The organism is Pedobacter sp. N36a, assembly GCF_014472395.1.
Taxonomy (GTDB): domain Bacteria; phylum Bacteroidota; class Bacteroidia; order Sphingobacteriales; family Sphingobacteriaceae; genus Pedobacter.
Window position 1 is genome coordinate 456,339 of record NZ_JACSZW010000002.1, and the last position, 19,335, is coordinate 475,673.

The 19,335-nt window shown below is 37.3% G+C and carries 17 protein-coding genes; 14 read left to right on the plus strand and 3 right to left on the minus strand.

All coding sequences use genetic code 11. The features are described 5' to 3' along the window. Position 1 precedes the first annotated feature (1 nt). Positions 2–487 carry a DUF4442 domain-containing protein gene (locus H9X96_RS05700; protein ID WP_187665348.1) on the minus strand — a complete coding sequence of 162 codons (486 nt, stop codon included), beginning with the start codon at positions 485–487 and terminating at the stop codon, positions 2–4. A gap of 244 nt (positions 488–731) precedes the next feature. Between H9X96_RS05700 and H9X96_RS22865 the strand changes: the two genes are divergently transcribed. From H9X96_RS22865 to H9X96_RS05755, 11 genes are all read left to right on the plus strand, one after another. Continuing rightward, complete coding sequence (locus H9X96_RS22865; RefSeq protein ID WP_255431016.1) at positions 732–878, plus strand: hypothetical protein; 147 nt, start codon at positions 732–734, stop codon at positions 876–878. Between the two features lie 106 nt (positions 879–984). Further along, the gene (gene hemF, locus H9X96_RS05710) at positions 985–1,881 is read left to right on the plus strand and encodes an oxygen-dependent coproporphyrinogen oxidase (protein WP_187665516.1); all 897 of its coding nucleotides are present in this window, start codon (positions 985–987) and stop codon (positions 1,879–1,881) included. A gap of 131 nt (positions 1,882–2,012) precedes the next feature. Then, positions 2,013–4,625, plus strand: a complete 2,613-nt coding sequence (gyrA, locus tag H9X96_RS05715; RefSeq protein ID WP_187665349.1) for a DNA gyrase subunit A — start codon at positions 2,013–2,015, stop codon at positions 4,623–4,625. A gap of 24 nt (positions 4,626–4,649) precedes the next feature. Beyond that, a complete protein-coding gene (locus H9X96_RS05720; protein WP_187665350.1) occupies positions 4,650–5,738 on the plus strand; it encodes a tetratricopeptide repeat protein in 1,089 nt (362 codons plus the stop codon). An 84-nt stretch (positions 5,739–5,822) separates the two neighbouring features. Beyond that, on the plus strand, positions 5,823–6,971 hold the full coding sequence (locus tag H9X96_RS05725; RefSeq protein WP_187665351.1) for a lipopolysaccharide assembly protein LapB: 1,149 nt from the start codon (positions 5,823–5,825) through the stop codon (positions 6,969–6,971). A 350-nt stretch (positions 6,972–7,321) separates the two neighbouring features. Next, the gene (locus H9X96_RS05730; RefSeq protein WP_187665352.1) at positions 7,322–9,484 is read left to right on the plus strand and encodes an FUSC family membrane protein; all 2,163 of its coding nucleotides are present in this window, start codon (positions 7,322–7,324) and stop codon (positions 9,482–9,484) included. A gap of 51 nt (positions 9,485–9,535) precedes the next feature. Continuing rightward, complete coding sequence (locus H9X96_RS05735) at positions 9,536–9,946, plus strand: organic hydroperoxide resistance protein (protein WP_187665353.1); 411 nt, start codon at positions 9,536–9,538, stop codon at positions 9,944–9,946. A 381-nt stretch (positions 9,947–10,327) separates the two neighbouring features. After that, positions 10,328–11,269, plus strand: coding sequence for a sulfite exporter TauE/SafE family protein (locus tag H9X96_RS05740; RefSeq protein WP_187665354.1), 942 nt, complete (start codon positions 10,328–10,330; stop codon positions 11,267–11,269). A 175-nt stretch (positions 11,270–11,444) separates the two neighbouring features. Continuing rightward, complete coding sequence (locus H9X96_RS05745) at positions 11,445–12,839, plus strand: sensor histidine kinase KdpD (RefSeq protein ID WP_187665355.1); 1,395 nt, start codon at positions 11,445–11,447, stop codon at positions 12,837–12,839. A gap of 323 nt (positions 12,840–13,162) precedes the next feature. After that, positions 13,163–13,939 carry a sensor histidine kinase gene (locus H9X96_RS05750; protein ID WP_187665356.1) on the plus strand — a complete coding sequence of 259 codons (777 nt, stop codon included), beginning with the start codon at positions 13,163–13,165 and terminating at the stop codon, positions 13,937–13,939. A gap of 2 nt (positions 13,940–13,941) precedes the next feature. Continuing rightward, positions 13,942–15,030 carry a histidine kinase gene (locus tag H9X96_RS05755; protein ID WP_187665357.1) on the plus strand — a complete coding sequence of 363 codons (1,089 nt, stop codon included), beginning with the start codon at positions 13,942–13,944 and terminating at the stop codon, positions 15,028–15,030. A 106-nt stretch (positions 15,031–15,136) separates the two neighbouring features. Here H9X96_RS05755 and H9X96_RS05760 read toward each other — a convergent pair whose 3' ends face one another. Both H9X96_RS05760 and H9X96_RS05765 read right to left on the minus strand, forming a co-directional pair. Then, positions 15,137–15,787, minus strand: coding sequence for a DsbA family protein (locus H9X96_RS05760; protein WP_187665358.1), 651 nt, complete (start codon positions 15,785–15,787; stop codon positions 15,137–15,139). Position 15,788: 1 nt separating this feature from the next. Continuing rightward, positions 15,789–16,826, minus strand: a complete 1,038-nt coding sequence (locus H9X96_RS05765) for an aldose epimerase family protein (RefSeq protein ID WP_187665359.1) — start codon at positions 16,824–16,826, stop codon at positions 15,789–15,791. An 84-nt stretch (positions 16,827–16,910) separates the two neighbouring features. On the opposite strand from H9X96_RS05765, the gene H9X96_RS05770 reads away from it, so the two are divergent. Genes H9X96_RS05770 through H9X96_RS05780 form a run of 3 tightly spaced genes read left to right on the plus strand, consistent with a single transcriptional unit; the run spans position 16,911 to position 19,311 of the window. Next, positions 16,911–18,062 (plus strand): galactokinase, encoded by a 1,152-nt coding sequence (locus H9X96_RS05770; protein WP_187665360.1) that lies wholly within the window; start codon positions 16,911–16,913, stop codon positions 18,060–18,062. 34 nt (positions 18,063–18,096) lie between these two features. Beyond that, positions 18,097–18,627, plus strand: a complete 531-nt coding sequence (locus H9X96_RS05775; RefSeq protein ID WP_187665361.1) for an RNA methyltransferase — start codon at positions 18,097–18,099, stop codon at positions 18,625–18,627. A 24-nt stretch (positions 18,628–18,651) separates the two neighbouring features. Then, positions 18,652–19,311, plus strand: a complete 660-nt coding sequence (locus tag H9X96_RS05780; protein ID WP_187665362.1) for a YdeI family protein — start codon at positions 18,652–18,654, stop codon at positions 19,309–19,311. Positions 19,312–19,335: the final 24 nt, after the last annotated feature.

Consider the following 19,335-nt stretch of genomic DNA (forward strand, 5'->3'; position numbering starts at 1 on the left):
ATTAATAAGCAATACGCGGTGTTTCTCCCTGATGTAAGTTACGCACATAGATTTCATTCATGACGGTGGCACACAATTCACCTGCCGCATTGGTGATTTCCATGGGATAAGCCTTCACAAATTTACCTGTAGTATTCATGGCTTCTATGGCCTCATTGAGCATATCGTCTGTCACAATAATGGTAAAAAACAAGTCTCCATGACCCGGTTTTAGGTATTGTATAGAGGCACTTTTCAACCATACCCTTACTTTAAAACCTTCACGCCTGAGCAGCTGATCAAACAATAGGGCATAGAATGGATCTGTGGCCGCATAGATCGTCCCACCGAAAATAGAACCATTATAATTCTTATTGAACAGACTCTTGTTGATTTTCACATCTACGCCACGAAAGCCTTTATGAAACCGCTTTACCCATATTCGCTGAAATAATAAAGGCGGATACAAACAAAGTCCCCATTTTAGCGTTTTTTCTGATACCACCATGATGCTTAAATATCAGAAAGTTTATTGAACTATGAAATTTAAAAAGGCAAGTAGTACAATTAATTTTTATTAAATTAGAATTATGTATATCTATGACACTCTGACCGCTGCTGTTTCTGACCTTGTGGAAAGAGGTTATGAATATGATTTCACACTGGCGCCTGATAGCATAGAGTGCAAGGCGCTCGACATACAGGTGATGCCGGAAGAGTTTTAGATTGTCGAGTTTTATCGTTTTGAGGGGATGACGGATCCCGGAGACAGCGCCATAATCTACGCGATTTCTTCACCGGTAGGAAACCTGAAAGGGGTAATCATTGATGCTTACGGTGTTTATGTAGAAAACATTTCCCCGGAGCTATTAGACAAGCCGAAAATGCACCACGATTAATTTTAATGCACGTTTCAGGCGCATTTTGTCAAAAAAATGTACTATCTCAACTTTAGCCTCAAAGGCAATTTTTATAAAGTTAACTTTGAAGTTAAGTTTAAGAGAAATGGTATTTAAAGATAAAGTAGTCGCAGCTTTCCAGAAAATTCAGGACTCCATTTGCCAGGGTTTAGAACAAACTGACGGTAAAGGAAAATTTGAAGAAGAGATATGGAGCCGTGAGGGTGGCGGTGGCGGCAGAACCCGAATTCTGCAAAATGGAAATGTAATCGAAAAAGGTGGTGTAAACTTCTCTGCAGTATATGGTAAATTACCGGACACGATTAAGAAGTCTTTTAAGCTGGAGAACGATGAATTCTTCGCAACCGGAGTTTCTATTGTAATGCATCCTAATAATCCTTTCGTGCCTATTATACACATGAATATCCGTTATTTTGAAATGGATGAGCAGACGCGCTGGTTTGGCGGAGGTATTGACCTGACGCCGCATTATGTAATTGACACGGATGCCAGATTTTTTCATCATTTGCTGAAACAGACTTGTGATGAGTTTGATGCTTCTTTTTACCCTAAATTTAAAGCACATGCGGATGATTATTTTTTCATCAAACATAGAGAAGAGACACGTGGCGTTGGTGGTGTTTTTTATGATAAACTAAAGCCAGAGAACACAGGGCTGGATTTTGACCGTTTACTGAGCTTTTCTGAAGCGGTAGGAAATACATTCCTTCCTGCTTATACCGAGCTGATTGACAGAAATCGCGATGCCGATTTTACTGCCGAAGAACAGGAATGGCAATATTTAAGAAGATCGCGCTATGCAGAGTTTAATTTAGTGTATGATGCAGGTACAAAATTTGGCCTGGAGACCAATGGAAGGATCGAATCGATTCTAATGAGCTTACCACCAATGGCGAAATGGGTATATAATTATCAGCCAATCCCTGAAAGCCCGGAAGCGCACACACTAAGTAAGCTAAAAAAAGGCATTGAGTGGGCTTAATCCCGGTTTTTTGACCTAAAATATATACGATAAATTTTTTCCACAATGCGCCTTTATGGCGCATTTTTTATTAAATTCGCAAGGTTATAAGAATACCACGTTTAAATCGTTCTTAGGGAACATTACTATTTATGGCAGAAGATTTAGAAAATCAAGAAAACGACAAAATAATAAAAATCAATATTGACGAGCAGATGAAATCCGCTTACATCGATTATTCGATGTCGGTTATTGTATCAAGGGCTTTACCTGATGTTCGTGATGGATTAAAACCAGTTCACCGCCGTGTTTTATACGGTATGCTGGATCTGGGACTTGCAAACAACAAACCTTATAAAAAATCTGCCCGTATTGTTGGGGAGGTTCTAGGTAAGTATCACCCGCATGGTGATTCATCTGTTTATAATACCATGGTTAGGATGGCTCAAGAGTGGAGCTTAAGGTACCTGATGGTGGAAGGACAAGGTAACTTTGGGTCTATTGATGGTGACTCTCCAGCAGCAATGCGTTATACAGAGGCACGTTTCCAAAAGATTGCAGAAGATATGCTTGCCGATATCAATAAAGACACGGTAGATTTCCAGTTAAACTTTGATGATTCCCTGCAAGAGCCAACGGTTCTTCCGGCTAAAGTTCCAAACTTACTGATCAATGGTTCTTCAGGTATTGCAGTGGGTATGGCTACTAATATGCCGCCACACAATATTACTGAGGTGATCAATGGTACTATTGCCTATATCGAAAACAAAGAAATCACTATAGCTGAATTAATGAAGCACATAAAGGCACCTGATTTTCCTACAGGAGCAATTATTTATGGGTATACAGGGGTTCAGGAAGCTTTCGAAACTGGTAGAGGCCGTATCGTTATGCGCGCTAAAGCGGAGATTGAAACGCATAAAGATCGTGAAACGATTATCGTTACAGAAATCCCTTATCAGGTAAATAAAGCGATGATGATTGAGCGTACCGCTGAATTGGTAGGTGAGAAAAAAATCGAAGGTATTTCGAATATTAAAGATGAATCCAACAAGGATGGTATCCGTATCGTTTATGAAATTAAACGTGATGCGAATGCTTCAATTGTTTTAAATAACCTCTTTAAACAGACTGCGTTACAAACTTCATTCAGTGTGAATAACATCGCACTCGTGAACGGCAGACCGCAGATGCTGAATGTGAAAGATTTGATTCGTCATTTCGTTGACCACAGACATGATGTGGTCGTGAGAAGAACGAAATTTGAATTGGCAGAAGCTAAGAAAAGAGCACACATTCTGGAAGGTTTATTAATTGCTTTAGATCATATTGAAGAAGTAATTAAATTAATCCGTGCTTCTGATAATCCTGAAGAAGCAAGAACAGGATTAATGGAGAAATTTGGTTTGAGTGATATTCAGGCCAGAGCGATTCTTGACATGACTTTACGTAGGTTAACAGGTCTGGAACGTGATAAAATCAAAGATGAATACAACGAATTAATGAAAACTATTGAGTACTTACAATCTATTCTGGATTCAGAAGATTTACGTATGAAAATCATTAAGGACGAGTTGACTGAAATGATGGAGAAATATGGTGATGAGCGTAGAACTCAGATCGTACATTCTGCAGAAGACATGAGCATGGAGGATTTCATCGAAGATGAAGACGTAGTGATCACGATTTCACATGAAGGTTATATCAAACGTACGCCTGCAACTGAGTACCGTACTCAAGGTAGAGGTGGTAAAGGTTCTAAAGGCAGTGATTCAAGAAACGAAGATTTTATTGAACACTTATTAGTGGCTTCAAACCACAATTACATGCTGTTCTTTACTGAATCAGGACGTTGTTTCTGGTTGAGAGTTTATGAAATTCCTGAAGGATCAAGACTAAGTAAAGGTAGAGCAATTCAGAACATCATCAATATTCCTAAGGAGGAAAAAATTAAAGCATACATTAAGGTAAAGAACTTGAAAGACCAGGAATACCTGGAAAACAATTATATTATCATGTGTACTAAAAAGGGAACCATTAAGAAAACCTCTTTAGAAGCTTATTCAAGACCACGTGTAAATGGTATCAATGCGATTAACATTAACGAAGGGGATCAACTATTAGAAGCAAGTTTAACGACAGGAAAAAGTGAAATTGTAATGGCTTTGCGTTCTGGTAGAGCAATTCGTTTCAATGAGGAGAAAGTTAGACCAATGGGTAGAACTGCAACTGGAGTAAGAGGTGTAACGCTAGCGCACGATCAGGATGAGGTTGTTGGCATGATTGCTGTAGATGATCCAGGTGTAACTATTTTGGTAGTTTCAGAAAAAGGTTATGGTAAACGTACTGATATTGAAGATTACCGCGTTACAAATAGAGGTGGTAAAGGTGTTAAAACCATTAGTGTAACCGAAAAAACCGGTGCATTGGTAGCCATTAAAAACGTAACTGACGCGGATGATTTAATGATCATTAACAAATCAGGTATCGTGATCCGAATTGTAGTCAGCGAATTAAGGGTAATGGGAAGAGCAACTCAAGGGGTGCGCTTGATTAACCTGAAAGGAAATGACGAAATTGCATCTGTTGCTAAGATCGAACATGAAGACGAAGAAGTTGAATTGGAAGATGGAGAAGAAGGTGCGGTTGTGGTAAATGATGCTATCGTTACAGATGAAGTAGCTGAATCAGAAGAAATCATCGAAGAGGAAGAAGAAGAAAATGATGAAGAGGCTGAGGACGATACCGAAGAAGAAGAAAATTAAATTTTTGACCCATAAATTAACAAGATGAAAAAAGTACTTTTTAGTATGTTATTAGTAGGTGCTGCCACCTATGCAAATGCGCAAAAAAGTGAAGTAAATGACGCCAAGAAAGCATGGACATTGTTGGCAATTGCTAAAACAACAACTTTAGCAGACAACTTGAAAACTTTGAATGAAGGTTTGGCCCATACTGATAAAGCGATTGTTCATGAGAAATCTAAAGATATGCCAGAAGCATGGTCTTACAGAGCTTTATTTGCATCTAGAATTGCATTAGTGGATTCCTTAGATCTTAACAATGCTAAAGCAAACCAAAAGATTGCAGAAGAAGCAATCGTTAAGGCAAAAGCTTTAGACACTAAGAATGCAGAGAAAGACAATATTCAGCAAGCAGAAATCAATGTAGATAATGCTTTGAGAAACCGTGCGATTTTTGCTTATAATAAAAAGGATTTCGCAAGTGCATTAGCAGCTTTCAATGAAGTAACAGCTAAAAACCCAACAGATACTTCTATGTATGTGAACGCAGGTGTAACTGCGAAGGCAATAGAAAACTATCCAGAGGTAGTTAAAAACTTCAAAAAAGCAATTGATTTAGGTTATAAAGACTCAAAAGTTCTTTATTCTGAAATCGTAAATGTGACTTTCGATAAGTTAAAGGACAGTGTTGCGGGCTTAGCTTTATTAAAAGAAGCGGGCAGCAAATTTCCAGATGATTCGTATTTCATCGGTTTAGAAACTGATCTTTACATCAAATCTGGTAACATTGCTAAATCTCAAGAAATGTTGACTAAATTAATTGCAAAAGATCCAAAAAATGCAATTTATCAATATTTGTTGGGTGATACTTACTACAAACAAGCGTTAGCATTACAAACCGAGAGAAATAAAATTGATCCTAAGAAAACGAAAGAATTCAATGCGATTAGTGCAAAGATGATCGCGTTTATTGATCAGTCAACTCCTTACTACAAAGCAGCGTTAGAATTGGATCCTAAGAATGAAAATGCATTAGAGAACTTGAAAATCATTTATTTATTTAAAGATGATAAGGTAAACTATGAAGCAACTAAGAAAAAATTAGACGCTTTAAGAGCTGGACAGCCTCAATAAGCAAGTAATAATTAGATTAAAAAGGAGGGGTAATTTTTATCCCTCCTTTTTTTTTATAAGTTTGTAGCTAGAACACACCCTAGTATGAAAAAGACCTATTTATTTAATGCTGCTATCCTTGTTTTATTGAGTGCGAACCATGCTTTTTCGCAAAAAAGCCAGCTGCAAATTGCGAGAAACAGCGTCGGAAAACTTCAACTGGCGATTGCTGGTAAACAGGATGAGAAAAAACAGCTGAGTATACTAGGAGAGGGGATCAAGGCAGCTGAAGCCGCCCAAAATGATAAAAAGACTAAGAAGTGGCCGGAAACCTGGGCAATTAAAGCTTATCTAAGTGCTTATGTATCTATTATTGATGCGGATGTAAATAATTCTGACCGTTATTATACCTTAGCTGTTGAAGCAATAGATTCTGCTAAAAGATTAGATAAATTCCAGGCCAATACGCAACTGATTTCAGCGGCATTCTACAATGTGAATATAAAAAAACAAGATAAAGGAAATACTGCCTTTGCCAGCAATGATTTTAGCACAGCCTATGAACTGCTAAAAGAAGTGAGTGATTTCTTTCCAAAAGACACAACTTTGGCGATTAATACTGCCTTAGCTGCACAAAACATGCAGTCTATAGACAAAGCATTGTTCTATTATAAAAGAGCTAAAGAAAATGGCATTAAAAGTCCTATCGTATATCAAAAGCTAAGCGGGATATATTCTTCGAAATTTGAAAATGAATTGGCCTTAAAGTCATTAGAGGATGGGATAAAAATGAATCCTTATAATATTTACCTCACGAATGATTATATCAATCTGTTGTTAGATATTGAAAAATATGACGATGCAATTCGCGTCATTGAAGCTACGTTAAAAGTAGAAAGTAAAAATAAGCTGTTGTATTTCCTTTACGGATATTTGCATCAAACTAAATCAAATAACAACACAGCAATATTAGCTTATAATAAAGCATTGAGCATTGATGAGAACTATTTTGATGCACTTCACCAATTAGGAATCGCTTATATTAATGCAGCGAACGAATCTCTGAAAACAAAAAGGACTGACAACGGACCATCATTTACATCTTTAATCAACCGTGCTGAAATTGCATTATTACAAGCTCATGAAATTAATCAGAATGATAAATCGACAGTTCAACTGCTGATTGATATTTATACCAGAAAAAACAGACTGGACAAAGTACAGCAGCTGAAAGGGAAACTGGAAGAGTTTTAAAATTATACTTTTGTTATCCGTCAAATCACCTATAGCATAGGTGTCTTGTACAATACTACTTAACATAATATTAATTATCAGACTTTATTTAGGAAGAGTTAGAATTTGATTTGGAGATTTACTGGATGCCTTAGCTTTCGATATCAACCTATACTACCTGCCTTATTCTTGCCTCGATCCTGGCTCAAATTATGAATTTGTAGAAAATAATAGCCGTTTCAACTGTCTTTATCGCAGTTTTATACGGAAAAATTCATTTTGAAAATCTTAATACTATGGTATGATTTTGTTATTTTGCATAAAGCAGTTGTTAATGGCACAATTGATGATTGTAAATCTATTTTTATGCTATGTTCAATCGTCCAGTCAGAAGTATCCAGGATTTTTTATTAAGCACTTATTTCGCTGATGGCCTCAGGATTACTATCGGTGTCCTTTGTCCATCTCTTATCCTTGCTCAATTTGGTCTTCTTCAATACGGAATGACCTTATCCTTAGGGGCTTTGTGTGTGAGTGTTGTAGACACACCCGGGCCAATTGTTCACCGTAGAAATGCAATGACGATCACTACAGGTCTCATCACGATCATTTCTATTGTTGTAGGTCTAACAAATAGTAACGTCTATTTTATTGGAGCACTGCTGTTTATCTGCAGTTTCATTTTTTCAATGCTTTTTTTATATGGCTTAAGGTCTGCTGCGATTGGTACTGCTGCCCTGCTCATTATGGTATTGAGCATTGATGACGTAAGGCCCTGGAAAGAAGTTTTAGTATTTGCATTACTTATATTTACAGGTAGTATTTGGTACACTTTGTTGAGCTATTTTGTGTACAGGATCAGGCCCTTTCGCTTAGTTCAACAAACATTGAGTGATTCCATTCATGAAATTTCTGAATTCTTACGTGCTAAAGCAAAATTTTATCATCAGAACACAGACTATGATGAGAACTATGCAAAGCTTTTACAATTGCAGGTTCTTGTTCATGAAAAGCAGGATGCAGTTCGGGAAGTCCTATTTAAAACAAGGGAAATCATTAGAGAATCTACCCCAGAAGGTCGTTTTCTTCTACTTGTTTTTGTTGACATGGTGGATCTATTTGAACAAGTGATGTCTACTTATTATAACTATGAGCAACTTCATGATCAATTTGACGAATCCGGCATTTTAGCCAGCTATGAATCTGTGATTATAAAGATCGCAGATGAACTTGATGAAATCGCTTTTGCTTTAAAAAGTGGTGGTGTTCCTAAGATCCCAAGCTCTTTGATTGAAGATGTAGAGCGCCTGCGGAATGAAATCATTGCACTTGAAAATAACAATACAGAAGGAAAGTACAATACTTTAGGGATTATAGCACTTAAAAATATAGAGGTAAACATTGAGAATATACTCTCCAGAGTGAAAACGATTAATGGCTATTTCAATAAAAAAGAAAAGAAGAATCTAAAGCCTAGAGTGATTGATGTGGAACGTTTCATCACCAGACAATCTATTGATTTAAAACTGTTGGTTGAAAATCTAACTTTTACTTCTTCTACATTCAGGCATTCTTTAAGGGTGGCTATCGTTATGCTGGTTGGATTTGTAGTCGCCAGACTATTAAATTTCTCCCATAGTTACTGGATCTTACTGACTATTTTAGTCATTTCTAAGCCTGGTTTCAGTCTGACAAAAAAGCGAAATTATGAACGTTTAATCGGTACTGTTATTGGGGCATTTATTGGAATGGGAATCTTGGTCTATGTTCAAGATAAGCACACCTTATTTATCATTCTACTCTTCTGTATGATTGGCTGTTATAGTTTTCAGCGTAAAAATTATGTAGTGAGTGTTTTATTCATGACGCCTTATATTCTGGTTCTTTTTGATTTTCTTGGGATGGGCGGTTTATCTGTCGCACGTGAACGTATTTATGATACCCTGATTGGCTCCGGAATCGCCTTGCTGGCGAGTTACTCGTTATTCCCTAACTGGGAACACCAAAAGCTAAAAGAAGCTATGCTGGCTACGTTACGTGCGAACATGAATTATTTTGAACAAGTTACATTTTTGTATACTGATGAAACGCATAATCTGACGAATTATAAAGTAGCCAGAAAAGAAGTGTATGTAACAACAGCAAATTTGGCCTCGCTTTTTCAGCGGATGTTTTCAGAACCCAAGAGCAAGCAATTGCGGATGAAGGAGCTTCATCAGTTTACAGCTTTAAATCACTTGCTTTCCTCCTATGTTGCTACGCTGTCTTTGTATAGTAAAGAACATTCCTTTAAGATTTCGAATTTCGATGATCTTAAACCTGTAGTAAACAACACAACTTACTTGATGAATTTGTCTATTGAAGTGTTGAATAACCATAGCAGTTCATTGAGTAATGTCCCGTTGATCAGGCAGCCGGTAAAGAGCGAAAATCAATGTCAAAATAGCCATGATGATATGATCCATGAGCAGTTTGATCTGATCCAAAAAGTAGCTTACGATATCTTTAAGCTTTGTGAAAAAATTAAAATCTAAAACTTTAATTGGCTCGGAACTGTTGTAGTGGTATTAAATTTAAATGAAATTATGGAAAAAATATATACAGCTTCCGTTACAGCAAAAGGTGGCCGCGACGGACATATCAAATCGAGCGATGGAACGATAGAATTTGACTTAAGAAAACCAAGAGAAATGGGCGGCCAAGGTGGCGCCACTAATCCTGAGCAATTATTTGCAGCAGCCTGGGGCCCATGTTACTTAGGCGCTTTAGGTTCGGTAGCAGCTCATGACGGCGTGGAAGTTTCTGAAGCTACTGTAGAAGTACATGTCTCTTTTAACAAGGATGACAATTCTTTTGTATTATCAGCTGATCTAGATGTTCATATTCCAGGCATTACCACGGAAGAAGCCCAAAAATTAGCCGATAAAGCGCATCGTGCTTGTCCATATTCAAAAGCAACCAGGGGAAATATTGAAACTCGTGTAACCGCGATTTAAATTCGACTCCTAACCTCATAAATCATCTCCATTAAAAATAAAGGTTCTGAAATTAATTTCAGAACCTTTATTTTTTTATAGTTTCCATAGGCTGAAGGACATTTTCAAATGATATTTCTACTAAGGCACCCACCCTCCTCTTTTTTTAATTCTTATTCGCTAATGCGTTCTTCAATAGCGTAAATCAATAAATAACGGGTATTTCAATGGCCCATTTAACTCTGAAAGTCTTTTATTCTAATTAAAACAGGACAAATTATTTTGTTTAGTCGAAAAGTTAATATATTATTGTCTACTAAATCAATAGACTTAATATGGTTCATGGATTAGAACAACCTTTCACAGACGATTAAACTATCAAATTTTCAGCACAGTACAATAATGAGTTTAGAAGAAAAAGAAATTACCTTAACTATTAAGCCTAGCCTATCTCAGGAAAAGAAATGGAAACGCATCGCTTACTTATGTTTATTGATTCTGGCGGTCCTTTTTATCGGGTATGCCAGCGTTTCCTACTTAAATTACGAATCTGTTTTTGCTTTTGGAAAAGAGGTTTACCTCCAAATTGACGACAAATTCCTATGGATGTTGATGGTTGGCTTTCTTGCACAAATGGTAGATGGAGCCTTGGGGATGGGTTATGGTGTTATTTCTACTACATTATTGCTATCTGGAGGGTTAAATCCTGCTGTGATTTCAGGCAGTATTCATACAGCGGAAATGTTTTCAAGTGGCGCTTCAGGTTTCAGTCACTATAGGTTCGGAAACGTTAATAAGAAGCTTTTTAAAACCTTGCTGATCCCTGGTGTATTAGGAGCTATAGCAGGGGCGCTTTTATTAGGATATGCAGGAGAAAGGTTTTCTGAATATATCAGACCTGTTATTTCTGTATACACTTTAGCTTTGGGAATAAAGATCCTGACCAATGCATTTAAGGAAAAACCCAAGCTTCAGAAAGTCAAAAGAGCTGGCTGGTTAGCAGGTGCAGGAGGTTTTTTGGATTCTTTTGGCGGTGGTGGATGGGGTCCACTAGTCACTTCTACCCTGATATCAAAAGGACGTACTCCGAAATATGTAATTGGTTCTGTGAGCCTAACAGAATTCTTTGTCACCATGGCGAGTGCAGTGACTTTTTTCTTCATACTAGGCGTCAGTCACTGGCAATCTATTTTAGGCTTACTGATTGGAGGCGTAATTGCAGCACCAATTGCAGCAAAATTGGTAGGAAAACTTCCAATTAAAAAGATGTTTATTGGCGTTGCTGTAATCGTTATACTTTCTAGTTTGAGAATCATATGGAATGCTGCCAGTAAAATACTGTAAATCAGTAGAATTAATAAGGTAATGCATATGTTGTTTATGTTTAAAAGTAATTAGTATTTATTTAAATACTAACTTTATACCCTTACAGCACTAGAAATAAAAAGCACATGACTACTTCATTTTCAAAAGATTAGCTATTTGTAAAATAAAAGAATAGATTTGTTCTATTATCAAAATGGCAAACGCTCTCAATCTATTTCTTAGGTACTTTAAAAGACCACCCCTGGACAAAATGATCATGGAAGATGAAGTTAGTTCTACTAACCTCAGTAGGTGCATCACTATAACCAGTTTATTTGTACCAATTACCTTAATCATTCACCTTTATTTCAGGTACGGGAATTTTAAAGTGGGTCCAGAGGAAATCACCTGGTTAAATGATCTTTTCTTTATAAACATGATCATGGGACCAGTATGCTTGTTCTTAAGTTTAATTGGTTTCTTATTAAAATTTACACGAAGAGAATATTCTTTGCTGAGTAAACTATTGCCTCACTTAGTGTTCTTTGTATTCGCTTCCTGTGGTGCTTTATGCTCTATTTTTGGACAATCTTTGGACAATGCAATCATTACTTTTATGCTGGCATGTGTGTTAAATGCAGCGACGATTTTAATTCGGCCTTTACATGCGGCTATTTATTTTGTATTGATTTATTGTTTTTTCATTTATGGGGTGACACTCACTCAGCCAAATCAAAATACAGTATTGTTCAATGCAATTGACGGACTTTGTGTCATTGCTGTTTCTTTTGTAATCTCCTGGGTGCTGTGGAACAACAATATGACCCGTTTTAAGCAAGACCGACTCATACAATCGCAAAAGCAGATATTGGAATATCAATATGAGAAACTATGTGCTGCTAACCAGGACCTGGAAGATATAAATGCAAGTAAAGACCAGTTTTTTTCCATATTGGCACATGACCTTCGCGGACCGCTAAATTCAGCGCTTGCGCTTACCACTTTTTTGGAAGAAGGTGTATTTGAAGAGGATACAGATGAACGCAATAGAACATACAATTTATTGCAGACCAGTCTCAGTAATAGCGCTATATTGTTGGAAAATGTACTTTTATGGTCCACTAATCAAGCGGGAATACTAAATTTTAAACCCCAGATTCTTGATGTAAAGCAAACATTGCAATCCAGCATAGAGGTACTAAACATTGTTGCCGCTCAAAAAAACATCGAAATCATCAATAAGGTGCCTAGTCAGTTATTGATTTCGGCCGATGTGGATATGATCCACACTGTTTTTCGAAACTTGTTGTCAAATGCGATTAAATTCACCCCAAACTTTGGCAGTGTCGAGATTCATGCTGAATTATTGAATAAAGCGGTACGGATTTCTGTGATTGACTATGGTGTGGGGATGAATAGTAAAACGCTAAGCAATCTATTTCGCATCGAAAAGAAAATGCCTGGCAGAGGCACCAACAATGAAAGCGGAACTGGTTTGGGCTTAGTATTATGTAAAGATTTTATAGAGAAACATGAAGGGAGTATAGTTGTTGAAAGTAAGGAGAACGAAGGAAGTAAATTTATTATAACTTTACCGGGAAGAACCTAAAAAACTAATTGATGACTTCCGCTTTTAAGCAGCATTTTTCCCAAACGTTTTCGAATTTCCGTTGGTTGCTACATCTTATATTTTGGGTAGTCTTTATTGGCTTAGTCTATTTCGTAGCCGACAAAAGCAAACTGTTTAACAATCTGAAATTTCCAGAACCATTTCCAGTCATCTTCATTAGTACATTTTGTTTAGTGATGTTTCTGCAATCCTATACTTTTATACTTGGCATTATTCCATTACACAAGCAGAAAAAGAAGTATATATTTTGGTTATGTATGCCCTTGCTCTTTCTATCCTGCTTTCTGATCAACTTATCCATTATGAGTATGGTGATTAGTACAATTCCGGTCATGAGTATCAGACCAGAACTTGGTTTCTGGTACATCTTGAGTAATCATCTACTGCTGTATCTATTTGTCTCCTCAATATTCATCGCTTTTTATTACTTTATCGACATCTATGACCGGCAAAAGGAAATTCAGAATCTTGGGCGCTTTAAATCTGAAAAGATTGAATTGGAAAGCCGGTTTTTAAAATCACAGGTCAACCCCCACTTTCTTTTCAATACACTCAATAATATTTACGCGCTTAGTTTAAAGAAATCAGAAAGAACTCCGGTCATAATTGAGAGGCTAGAATCTTTACTACATTATATGCTATACGATTGCAAGGAGGATTTAGTAGAACTGGACGATGAATTTACATTTACGAATAGCTATATTTCGCTCGAAAAGCTACGGCATAAGGAAGACCAATGTACCATAACGACGACTATAAAAGGAATCACTGCCGGGCATAAAATTGCACCTTTACTTTTGATTAATTTTTTGGAAAATGCATTCAAACATGGTACTAAAACCAGCTTTGGTAAATCCTGGATCAATATGGAGATTGAAGTTCAAAAAAAAGAACTTCATTTTAAGCTTCAAAATAGCAAGCCAGCAAATCCTGCTCTTCAAAATTTCTCTGAGTATCAAGGCGGCATTGGACTGAATAATGTAAAGCGAAGATTAGAAATTCTCTACCCAAGACGCCATAAATTAACGATCAATAATGCTCTTGATCACTTTGAAATCTGCCTAATCCTTATTTTTTAATCATGAGTAATTTCGCGCAACTAGAGATTAACGAACGCAACCGGTGGGTTTATTTTAATAAATACCGCTGGGTAGCCCATGCTGCTTATTGGATCTGGGTATTGATCGTAAGCACCATTATGCGTGCTAAAGGACCGATTACACCTTCTTTGGTTTTTAATCATTTCTTTCTCTCGAATGTGATGATTGCTACATTTTTCTATCTCTACTGCTTGTATTTTATCCCATATTTTTTCAAAAGAAATAAAAACCTGCAATTCTGGTTATTGATGCTGGTTTCCTTACTGGGGATTTCGGCTATTGATGTTTTCTTTGGAAAAACCTTTGTACATCTGACAGATCCTGTTTCAGTTACCAGCGATCTGAGCTTTTCAAAAATTTATGCAGGTAAGCTGGCAAGCTACCTGTTAAATTTTCTGTTCTTCTCCATGATGCTTTTTTTTATGGAGAAAAATGAAGAAGGCAATACACTTCTGGAATTGGAAAAAGAAAAGAAAGAAATTGAACAAGTAAAGCTAGATCTATTAAAAAGCAATATCAATCCAGATTTCCTCATGAGGTCTTTACATCAATTAAAGGAATCCGCCAAAATACATGAAGAAACCACGCCAGAAGCTATCCTTACCTTTTCAGATTTGCTCAGGTACCGCCTTTATAGAGGTCGGCAGCTTTATAGTCCATTAAAAGAGGAACTAGCTGCTTTTAGATCTTTCTTACATTTTATTGGTCTGGACCATTTACATCATCAGCTGCATATCAAACTGGATGTTCAGGGGGAAGATGCTGATCAATATATCGCGCCACTATCTATCGTTAATCTTTTAGAGCCTTTTTGTAAAATCATACACGATCAGGCCGTCAGGTTGGATATTGTTATACTAATTGAATCGGATGAATTGCACTTAGAAATGCAGTACGGATCTCACTCAACGTCACAGCTTTTAGCAGATCTGGAAGCGTACCGCGATAATTACAGTCAGCTGTATGGAGACCTTATAAAGCTGTATTATGAGTGTGAAGAAACTGAACCTTCATTTTTTGTCCGGCTGAGCTTGCCTATAGTTGGACAGCAGGTTACATCGGAAGCCTAATTGCTATTGATCATATCAATATAAAAAAGTTCAAACACTATTTACAATGTTTGAGCTTTTTTATAAAATCTATCGTTTAAAAAAGAAAGCTAATTAGGGATTAGGTTTACGTTGCGCTTGATTGACGGGATTCCCAGGCCTGATTTAATGCTCCGAGAAATGTTTCTGGAGGCTGTGCGCCAGATACCGCCAGTTTCTCATTGAATACAAAGAATGGGACACCGCGAACACCTATTGTTTCTGCAGTTTTCTCATCATATCGTACCTCATCAGTAAAACGATCACTGTTTAACATTTCTCGGATTTCTGACACATCTAAACCAACAGAAAGGCCGATTTTTTGCAGTGCCTCCTGATCATCAATATTCTTTCCATCAGTAAAATGAGCCTTGAACATCGCTTCTTCTATCGCATCACCAAGTCCTTTTGTTTTTGCAAGTTGAATTAACCGGTGTGCATCAAAAGAATTAGCCACTATTGCCTGATCAAAATTGAAAGTCAGGCCAACTTCAGCTGCTGCATTGGCTACGTTTTTATGAGTTTCCGCTGCCCATTCTTTTGACTTTCCATAACGTTCTGCTAAATACTCTTCAGAAGTTTTGTCAAGTATAGTCACCGCATTTGGATCCAGCTCGAAACTATGCCATTCCACTTCTATTTCGCCCTTGTGATCAAAGTCTGCCAAAGCAGCTTCAAACTTTCTCTTTCCTATGTAGCAAAACGGACACCTTACGTCCGACCAGATATCGACTTTCATATTAATTATGTTCTATTTTATAAACTGTAGTTTGTGTGTAAGTCTCTCCAGGTCTAAGAATCGTACTTGGAAAAGAAGGAATATTGATACCGTTTGGATGGTGCTGTGTTTCTACACAAAAGGCCTCAGAAGCATGGTAAGTAGCCCCTCCTTTTCCTCCCAATACTGATAAGTACTTGGCAGTATAAAGGTGTGCGACTGGCTCAGTAGTATATACTGATAGTTTCAGTCCACTTTTCTCCTCAGAGGTTTCAGAAGCCAAAGTGAATTCGCCATAAGGTTTATCCAAAACATACGTCTGATCATAGCCTTCTTCCGAATTCCAGTCATGGGCAAAGGTTTTGCCGCCAAGGAAATCGTGATTTGTGCCTTGTACAGGGATCAACTTGCCAGTTACGACATAATTATCATCCTGTTCCAGATAATTGCTTGCAGGCATTCTATGGAAGTGCTGATCTATAACGCCAAGGTCCGGAGACAAATTAAAATAACTATGATGTGTTAAGTTAATTGCTGTCGCTTCATCTGTAGTTGCTTTGAAATCCAATCTCAATTCATTGTCATCTGTAAGCTTAAAGGTAAGCTGTACGGTCAGATTTCCTGGAAAATTCTCTTCTCCAGCAGGAGAAATATATTGTAATGTCAAACTTGGATCAATGGTTGGTAAAATAGTCCATAATTTTCTGTCGAAACCAATCTCACCACCATGCAGGCAATCTCCGCCTTTTGCTTGCGATAACTGATATACAGTGCCATCAATACTGAACCTGCCACTTTTAATACGGTTGGCATAACGACCGATTACAGCGCCCAGATAAGGATAATTAGCCAGGTAATCTTCATTGATATATCCTTCAAAATCATCAAAACCCAATACAATATCTTGCTTTTCGCCATGTTTATTCGTCACGATGAACTTATTGATGATTGCACCATAGTTGTATATTTTCACATAAGTACCATGTGTATTTGTTAACTCAATTCCGAAGACTTCTTTATCATCAATAAATTTCCCGGTCTTGATTAGCTTTGTTTCCATAAATTGTATATTAGGGCGGTTGTTATTTATAACAATACTATCAATACTTTACTTAAAACAAAAACATTAATTTAAAAAATTACAATGAAAGCGGAATTGACCGAAAAATTCTCAGCGCTATACGGACAAGAACCAAAGGCGAATTATTTTACCCCTGGCCGTGTAAACCTGATTGGCGAGCATATTGATTATAACGGTGGATTAGTCATGCCATGTGCAGTTACTTTGGGTACCTGGTTGAGCATTGCGCCTAATAATGATCAGGTGATCCGCTTTAAAAGCCTTAATTTTCCTGAAGAACAGGAGATTCCATTACAAGAGGCATATACTAAAACTGGCCCGGAATGGTACAATTATCCATTGGGAGTTTTCCATGAAATCCTTAAAAAACATAAAATCCCTACCGGTCTGGATTTGTTGTTTTATGGCAATATTCCTATCGGATCAGGACTTTCCTCTTCTGCTTCTATTGAGGTAGCTATGGCTTATGCATTGAATGATTTCTTCGGTTTAGGCTACGATAAAATAGAAATTCCTTTATTGGCTCAGAAAGTAGAAAATGAGTTTATAGGTGTGAACTGCGGCATTATGGACCAATTTGCCGTTGCATTTGGAGAAGAGAACAAAGCCTTAGTGCTAAATTGTGATACTTTAAAATACAAATCGGTAGACTGTAACCTGGGTGATTATGTTCTGGCCATCATCAATACAAATAAACCAAGGAAGCTGGCAGAATCTAAATATAATGAAAGAGTAACCGAGTGTCAGACGGCTTTGGCAAATCTTAACCAGGAGATTACGCTTAACAATCTATGTGAATTGAATGCAGAGAAATTTGCTTTGCATAGTCAGTTGATTAAAGATGAAACCATATTGAAAAGAGCTACTCACGTGATCAGAGAAAATGATCGTGTTCATCTTGCTGCAAAAGCATTGAATGAAGGCAATCTGCAAGAATTTGGTCGTTTAATGTATGCCTCTCATCAGTCACTAAAAGATCTTTATGAGGTTACCGGTAAAGAGTTGGATGCGGTTGTTGAATTTTGCAGCGATTATGAGCATGTGATTGGTGCCAGGATGACCGGTGCTGGTTTTGGCGGATGTGCGATCGCCCTGCTGAAAAAAGGTGAAGAAGAAAATTTCGCAAAACAGCTTACCGATTTCTATGTAGCACGCATCGGATATCCTGCTTCTATTTATATCAGTGACATCGGCAATGGTGCATCTGCAATTTAAATCCTATTTTTGCCGCATAGAATAATAGTCCTTAATGAAGAAATTAAAAACAGACGAGTTAAACCGCGTTGGTGTAGAAGAGTTTAAAGAACAGGAAAAGTTACCGGTTATTGTAGTATTGGATAATGTGCGAAGTATGCACAATATAGGTTCTGTATTTAGAACAGCTGATGGCTTTGCCATAGAGAAATTATACCTCTGTGGCATTAGTGCTCAACCCCCACACCGTGAAATAGAAAAAACGGCATTGGGCGCAACCCAGTCGGTAGCCTGGGAACACTTTGAAACCACTTTAGATGCGGTTGCTAGTTTACGTAAAGATGGATATGAGATCATAGCCATTGAACAGGCTTCGGGTAGCACGATGCTGAACACCTTTCAGCCAGATGTTCAGAAAAAATATGCTTTGATCTTTGGAAATGAAGTAAATGGAGTGGCCGATGAGGTGATGACCCAGATTGACAAATGTATTGAAATTCCTCAGTTTGGTACCAAACACTCTTTCAATATTGTGATCTCTGCAGGAATTGTACTATGGGACTTCTTTGCTAAATTGAGGTTATAAAAAAAATGTTTTTAAAGCTAGCTGATGGAAAATACATTACTTAAAAAATTGCATATTAAACCTGGATACAGCGTGCTTATTGAGAATGCTCCGGATAATTTAGTGCAATTTCTAGGTGATTATGATGCAGTCCAGCTTAGCTTTAATGCAGAAAGGGTCTTTGATGCGGTCATTTTATTTGTGACTAATGGTTATGAACTGGAAGAAGCTCTGGCCCGTTTACATAAAAGATTAGAGCCAAACACGCTATTATGGATTGCTTATCCTAAAAAAAGTTCAGGAATAACGACTGATTTAAACATGATGGGGCCCTGGGATGAATTGAAAACTTATCAATTGACTCCTTGCGCTTCTGCATCAATTTCTGAGGTCTGGACTGGACTTCGATTGAAGCCTATATCCTCGGTTAAGGCCTCTCCTGTTAGAAATGAGCACATTCAAAAGAATGAATACGCTAATTATATTGATGTGCAGAATAAACAGGTAAAAATACCTGAGGATTTTGAATTTGCATTAAAAAAGGAGCCTAAAGCGCTGGAGTATTTTCTGTCTCTCGCTTACTCTCATAAAAAAGAATACGTATTGTGGATCTTAACAGCAAAACAGGATAAAACCAGGATTGGCAGAATTCAGAAAACAATCAGCATGCTGCTCGCGAAGAAAAAAAATCCAAATGAGAAATAAAAAAAGAGCTGCTAACCTTAGGTC

Excerpts from the sequence above, each read along its gene's own strand:
- H9X96_RS05700 (WP_187665348.1), bottom strand. The coding sequence starts at position 487 with ATGGTGGTATCAGAAAAAACGCTAAAATGGGGACTTTGTTTGTATCCG.
- H9X96_RS22865 (WP_255431016.1), top strand. The coding sequence starts at position 732 with ATGACGGATCCCGGAGACAGCGCCATAATCTACGCGATTTCTTCACCG.
- hemF (WP_187665516.1), top strand. The coding sequence starts at position 985 with ATGGTATTTAAAGATAAAGTAGTCGCAGCTTTCCAGAAAATTCAGGAC.
- gyrA (WP_187665349.1), top strand. The coding sequence starts at position 2,013 with ATGGCAGAAGATTTAGAAAATCAAGAAAACGACAAAATAATAAAAATC.
- H9X96_RS05720 (WP_187665350.1), top strand. The coding sequence starts at position 4,650 with ATGAAAAAAGTACTTTTTAGTATGTTATTAGTAGGTGCTGCCACCTAT.
- H9X96_RS05725 (WP_187665351.1), top strand. The coding sequence starts at position 5,823 with ATGAAAAAGACCTATTTATTTAATGCTGCTATCCTTGTTTTATTGAGT.
- H9X96_RS05730 (WP_187665352.1), top strand. The coding sequence starts at position 7,322 with ATGTTCAATCGTCCAGTCAGAAGTATCCAGGATTTTTTATTAAGCACT.
- H9X96_RS05735 (WP_187665353.1), top strand. The coding sequence starts at position 9,536 with ATGGAAAAAATATATACAGCTTCCGTTACAGCAAAAGGTGGCCGCGAC.
- H9X96_RS05740 (WP_187665354.1), top strand. The coding sequence starts at position 10,328 with ATGAGTTTAGAAGAAAAAGAAATTACCTTAACTATTAAGCCTAGCCTA.
- H9X96_RS05745 (WP_187665355.1), top strand. The coding sequence starts at position 11,445 with ATGGCAAACGCTCTCAATCTATTTCTTAGGTACTTTAAAAGACCACCC.
- H9X96_RS05750 (WP_187665356.1), top strand. The coding sequence starts at position 13,163 with ATGAGTATGGTGATTAGTACAATTCCGGTCATGAGTATCAGACCAGAA.
- H9X96_RS05755 (WP_187665357.1), top strand. The coding sequence starts at position 13,942 with ATGAGTAATTTCGCGCAACTAGAGATTAACGAACGCAACCGGTGGGTT.
- H9X96_RS05760 (WP_187665358.1), bottom strand. The coding sequence starts at position 15,787 with ATGAAAGTCGATATCTGGTCGGACGTAAGGTGTCCGTTTTGCTACATA.
- H9X96_RS05765 (WP_187665359.1), bottom strand. The coding sequence starts at position 16,826 with ATGGAAACAAAGCTAATCAAGACCGGGAAATTTATTGATGATAAAGAA.
- H9X96_RS05770 (WP_187665360.1), top strand. The coding sequence starts at position 16,911 with ATGAAAGCGGAATTGACCGAAAAATTCTCAGCGCTATACGGACAAGAA.
- H9X96_RS05775 (WP_187665361.1), top strand. The coding sequence starts at position 18,097 with ATGAAGAAATTAAAAACAGACGAGTTAAACCGCGTTGGTGTAGAAGAG.
- H9X96_RS05780 (WP_187665362.1), top strand. The coding sequence starts at position 18,652 with ATGGAAAATACATTACTTAAAAAATTGCATATTAAACCTGGATACAGC.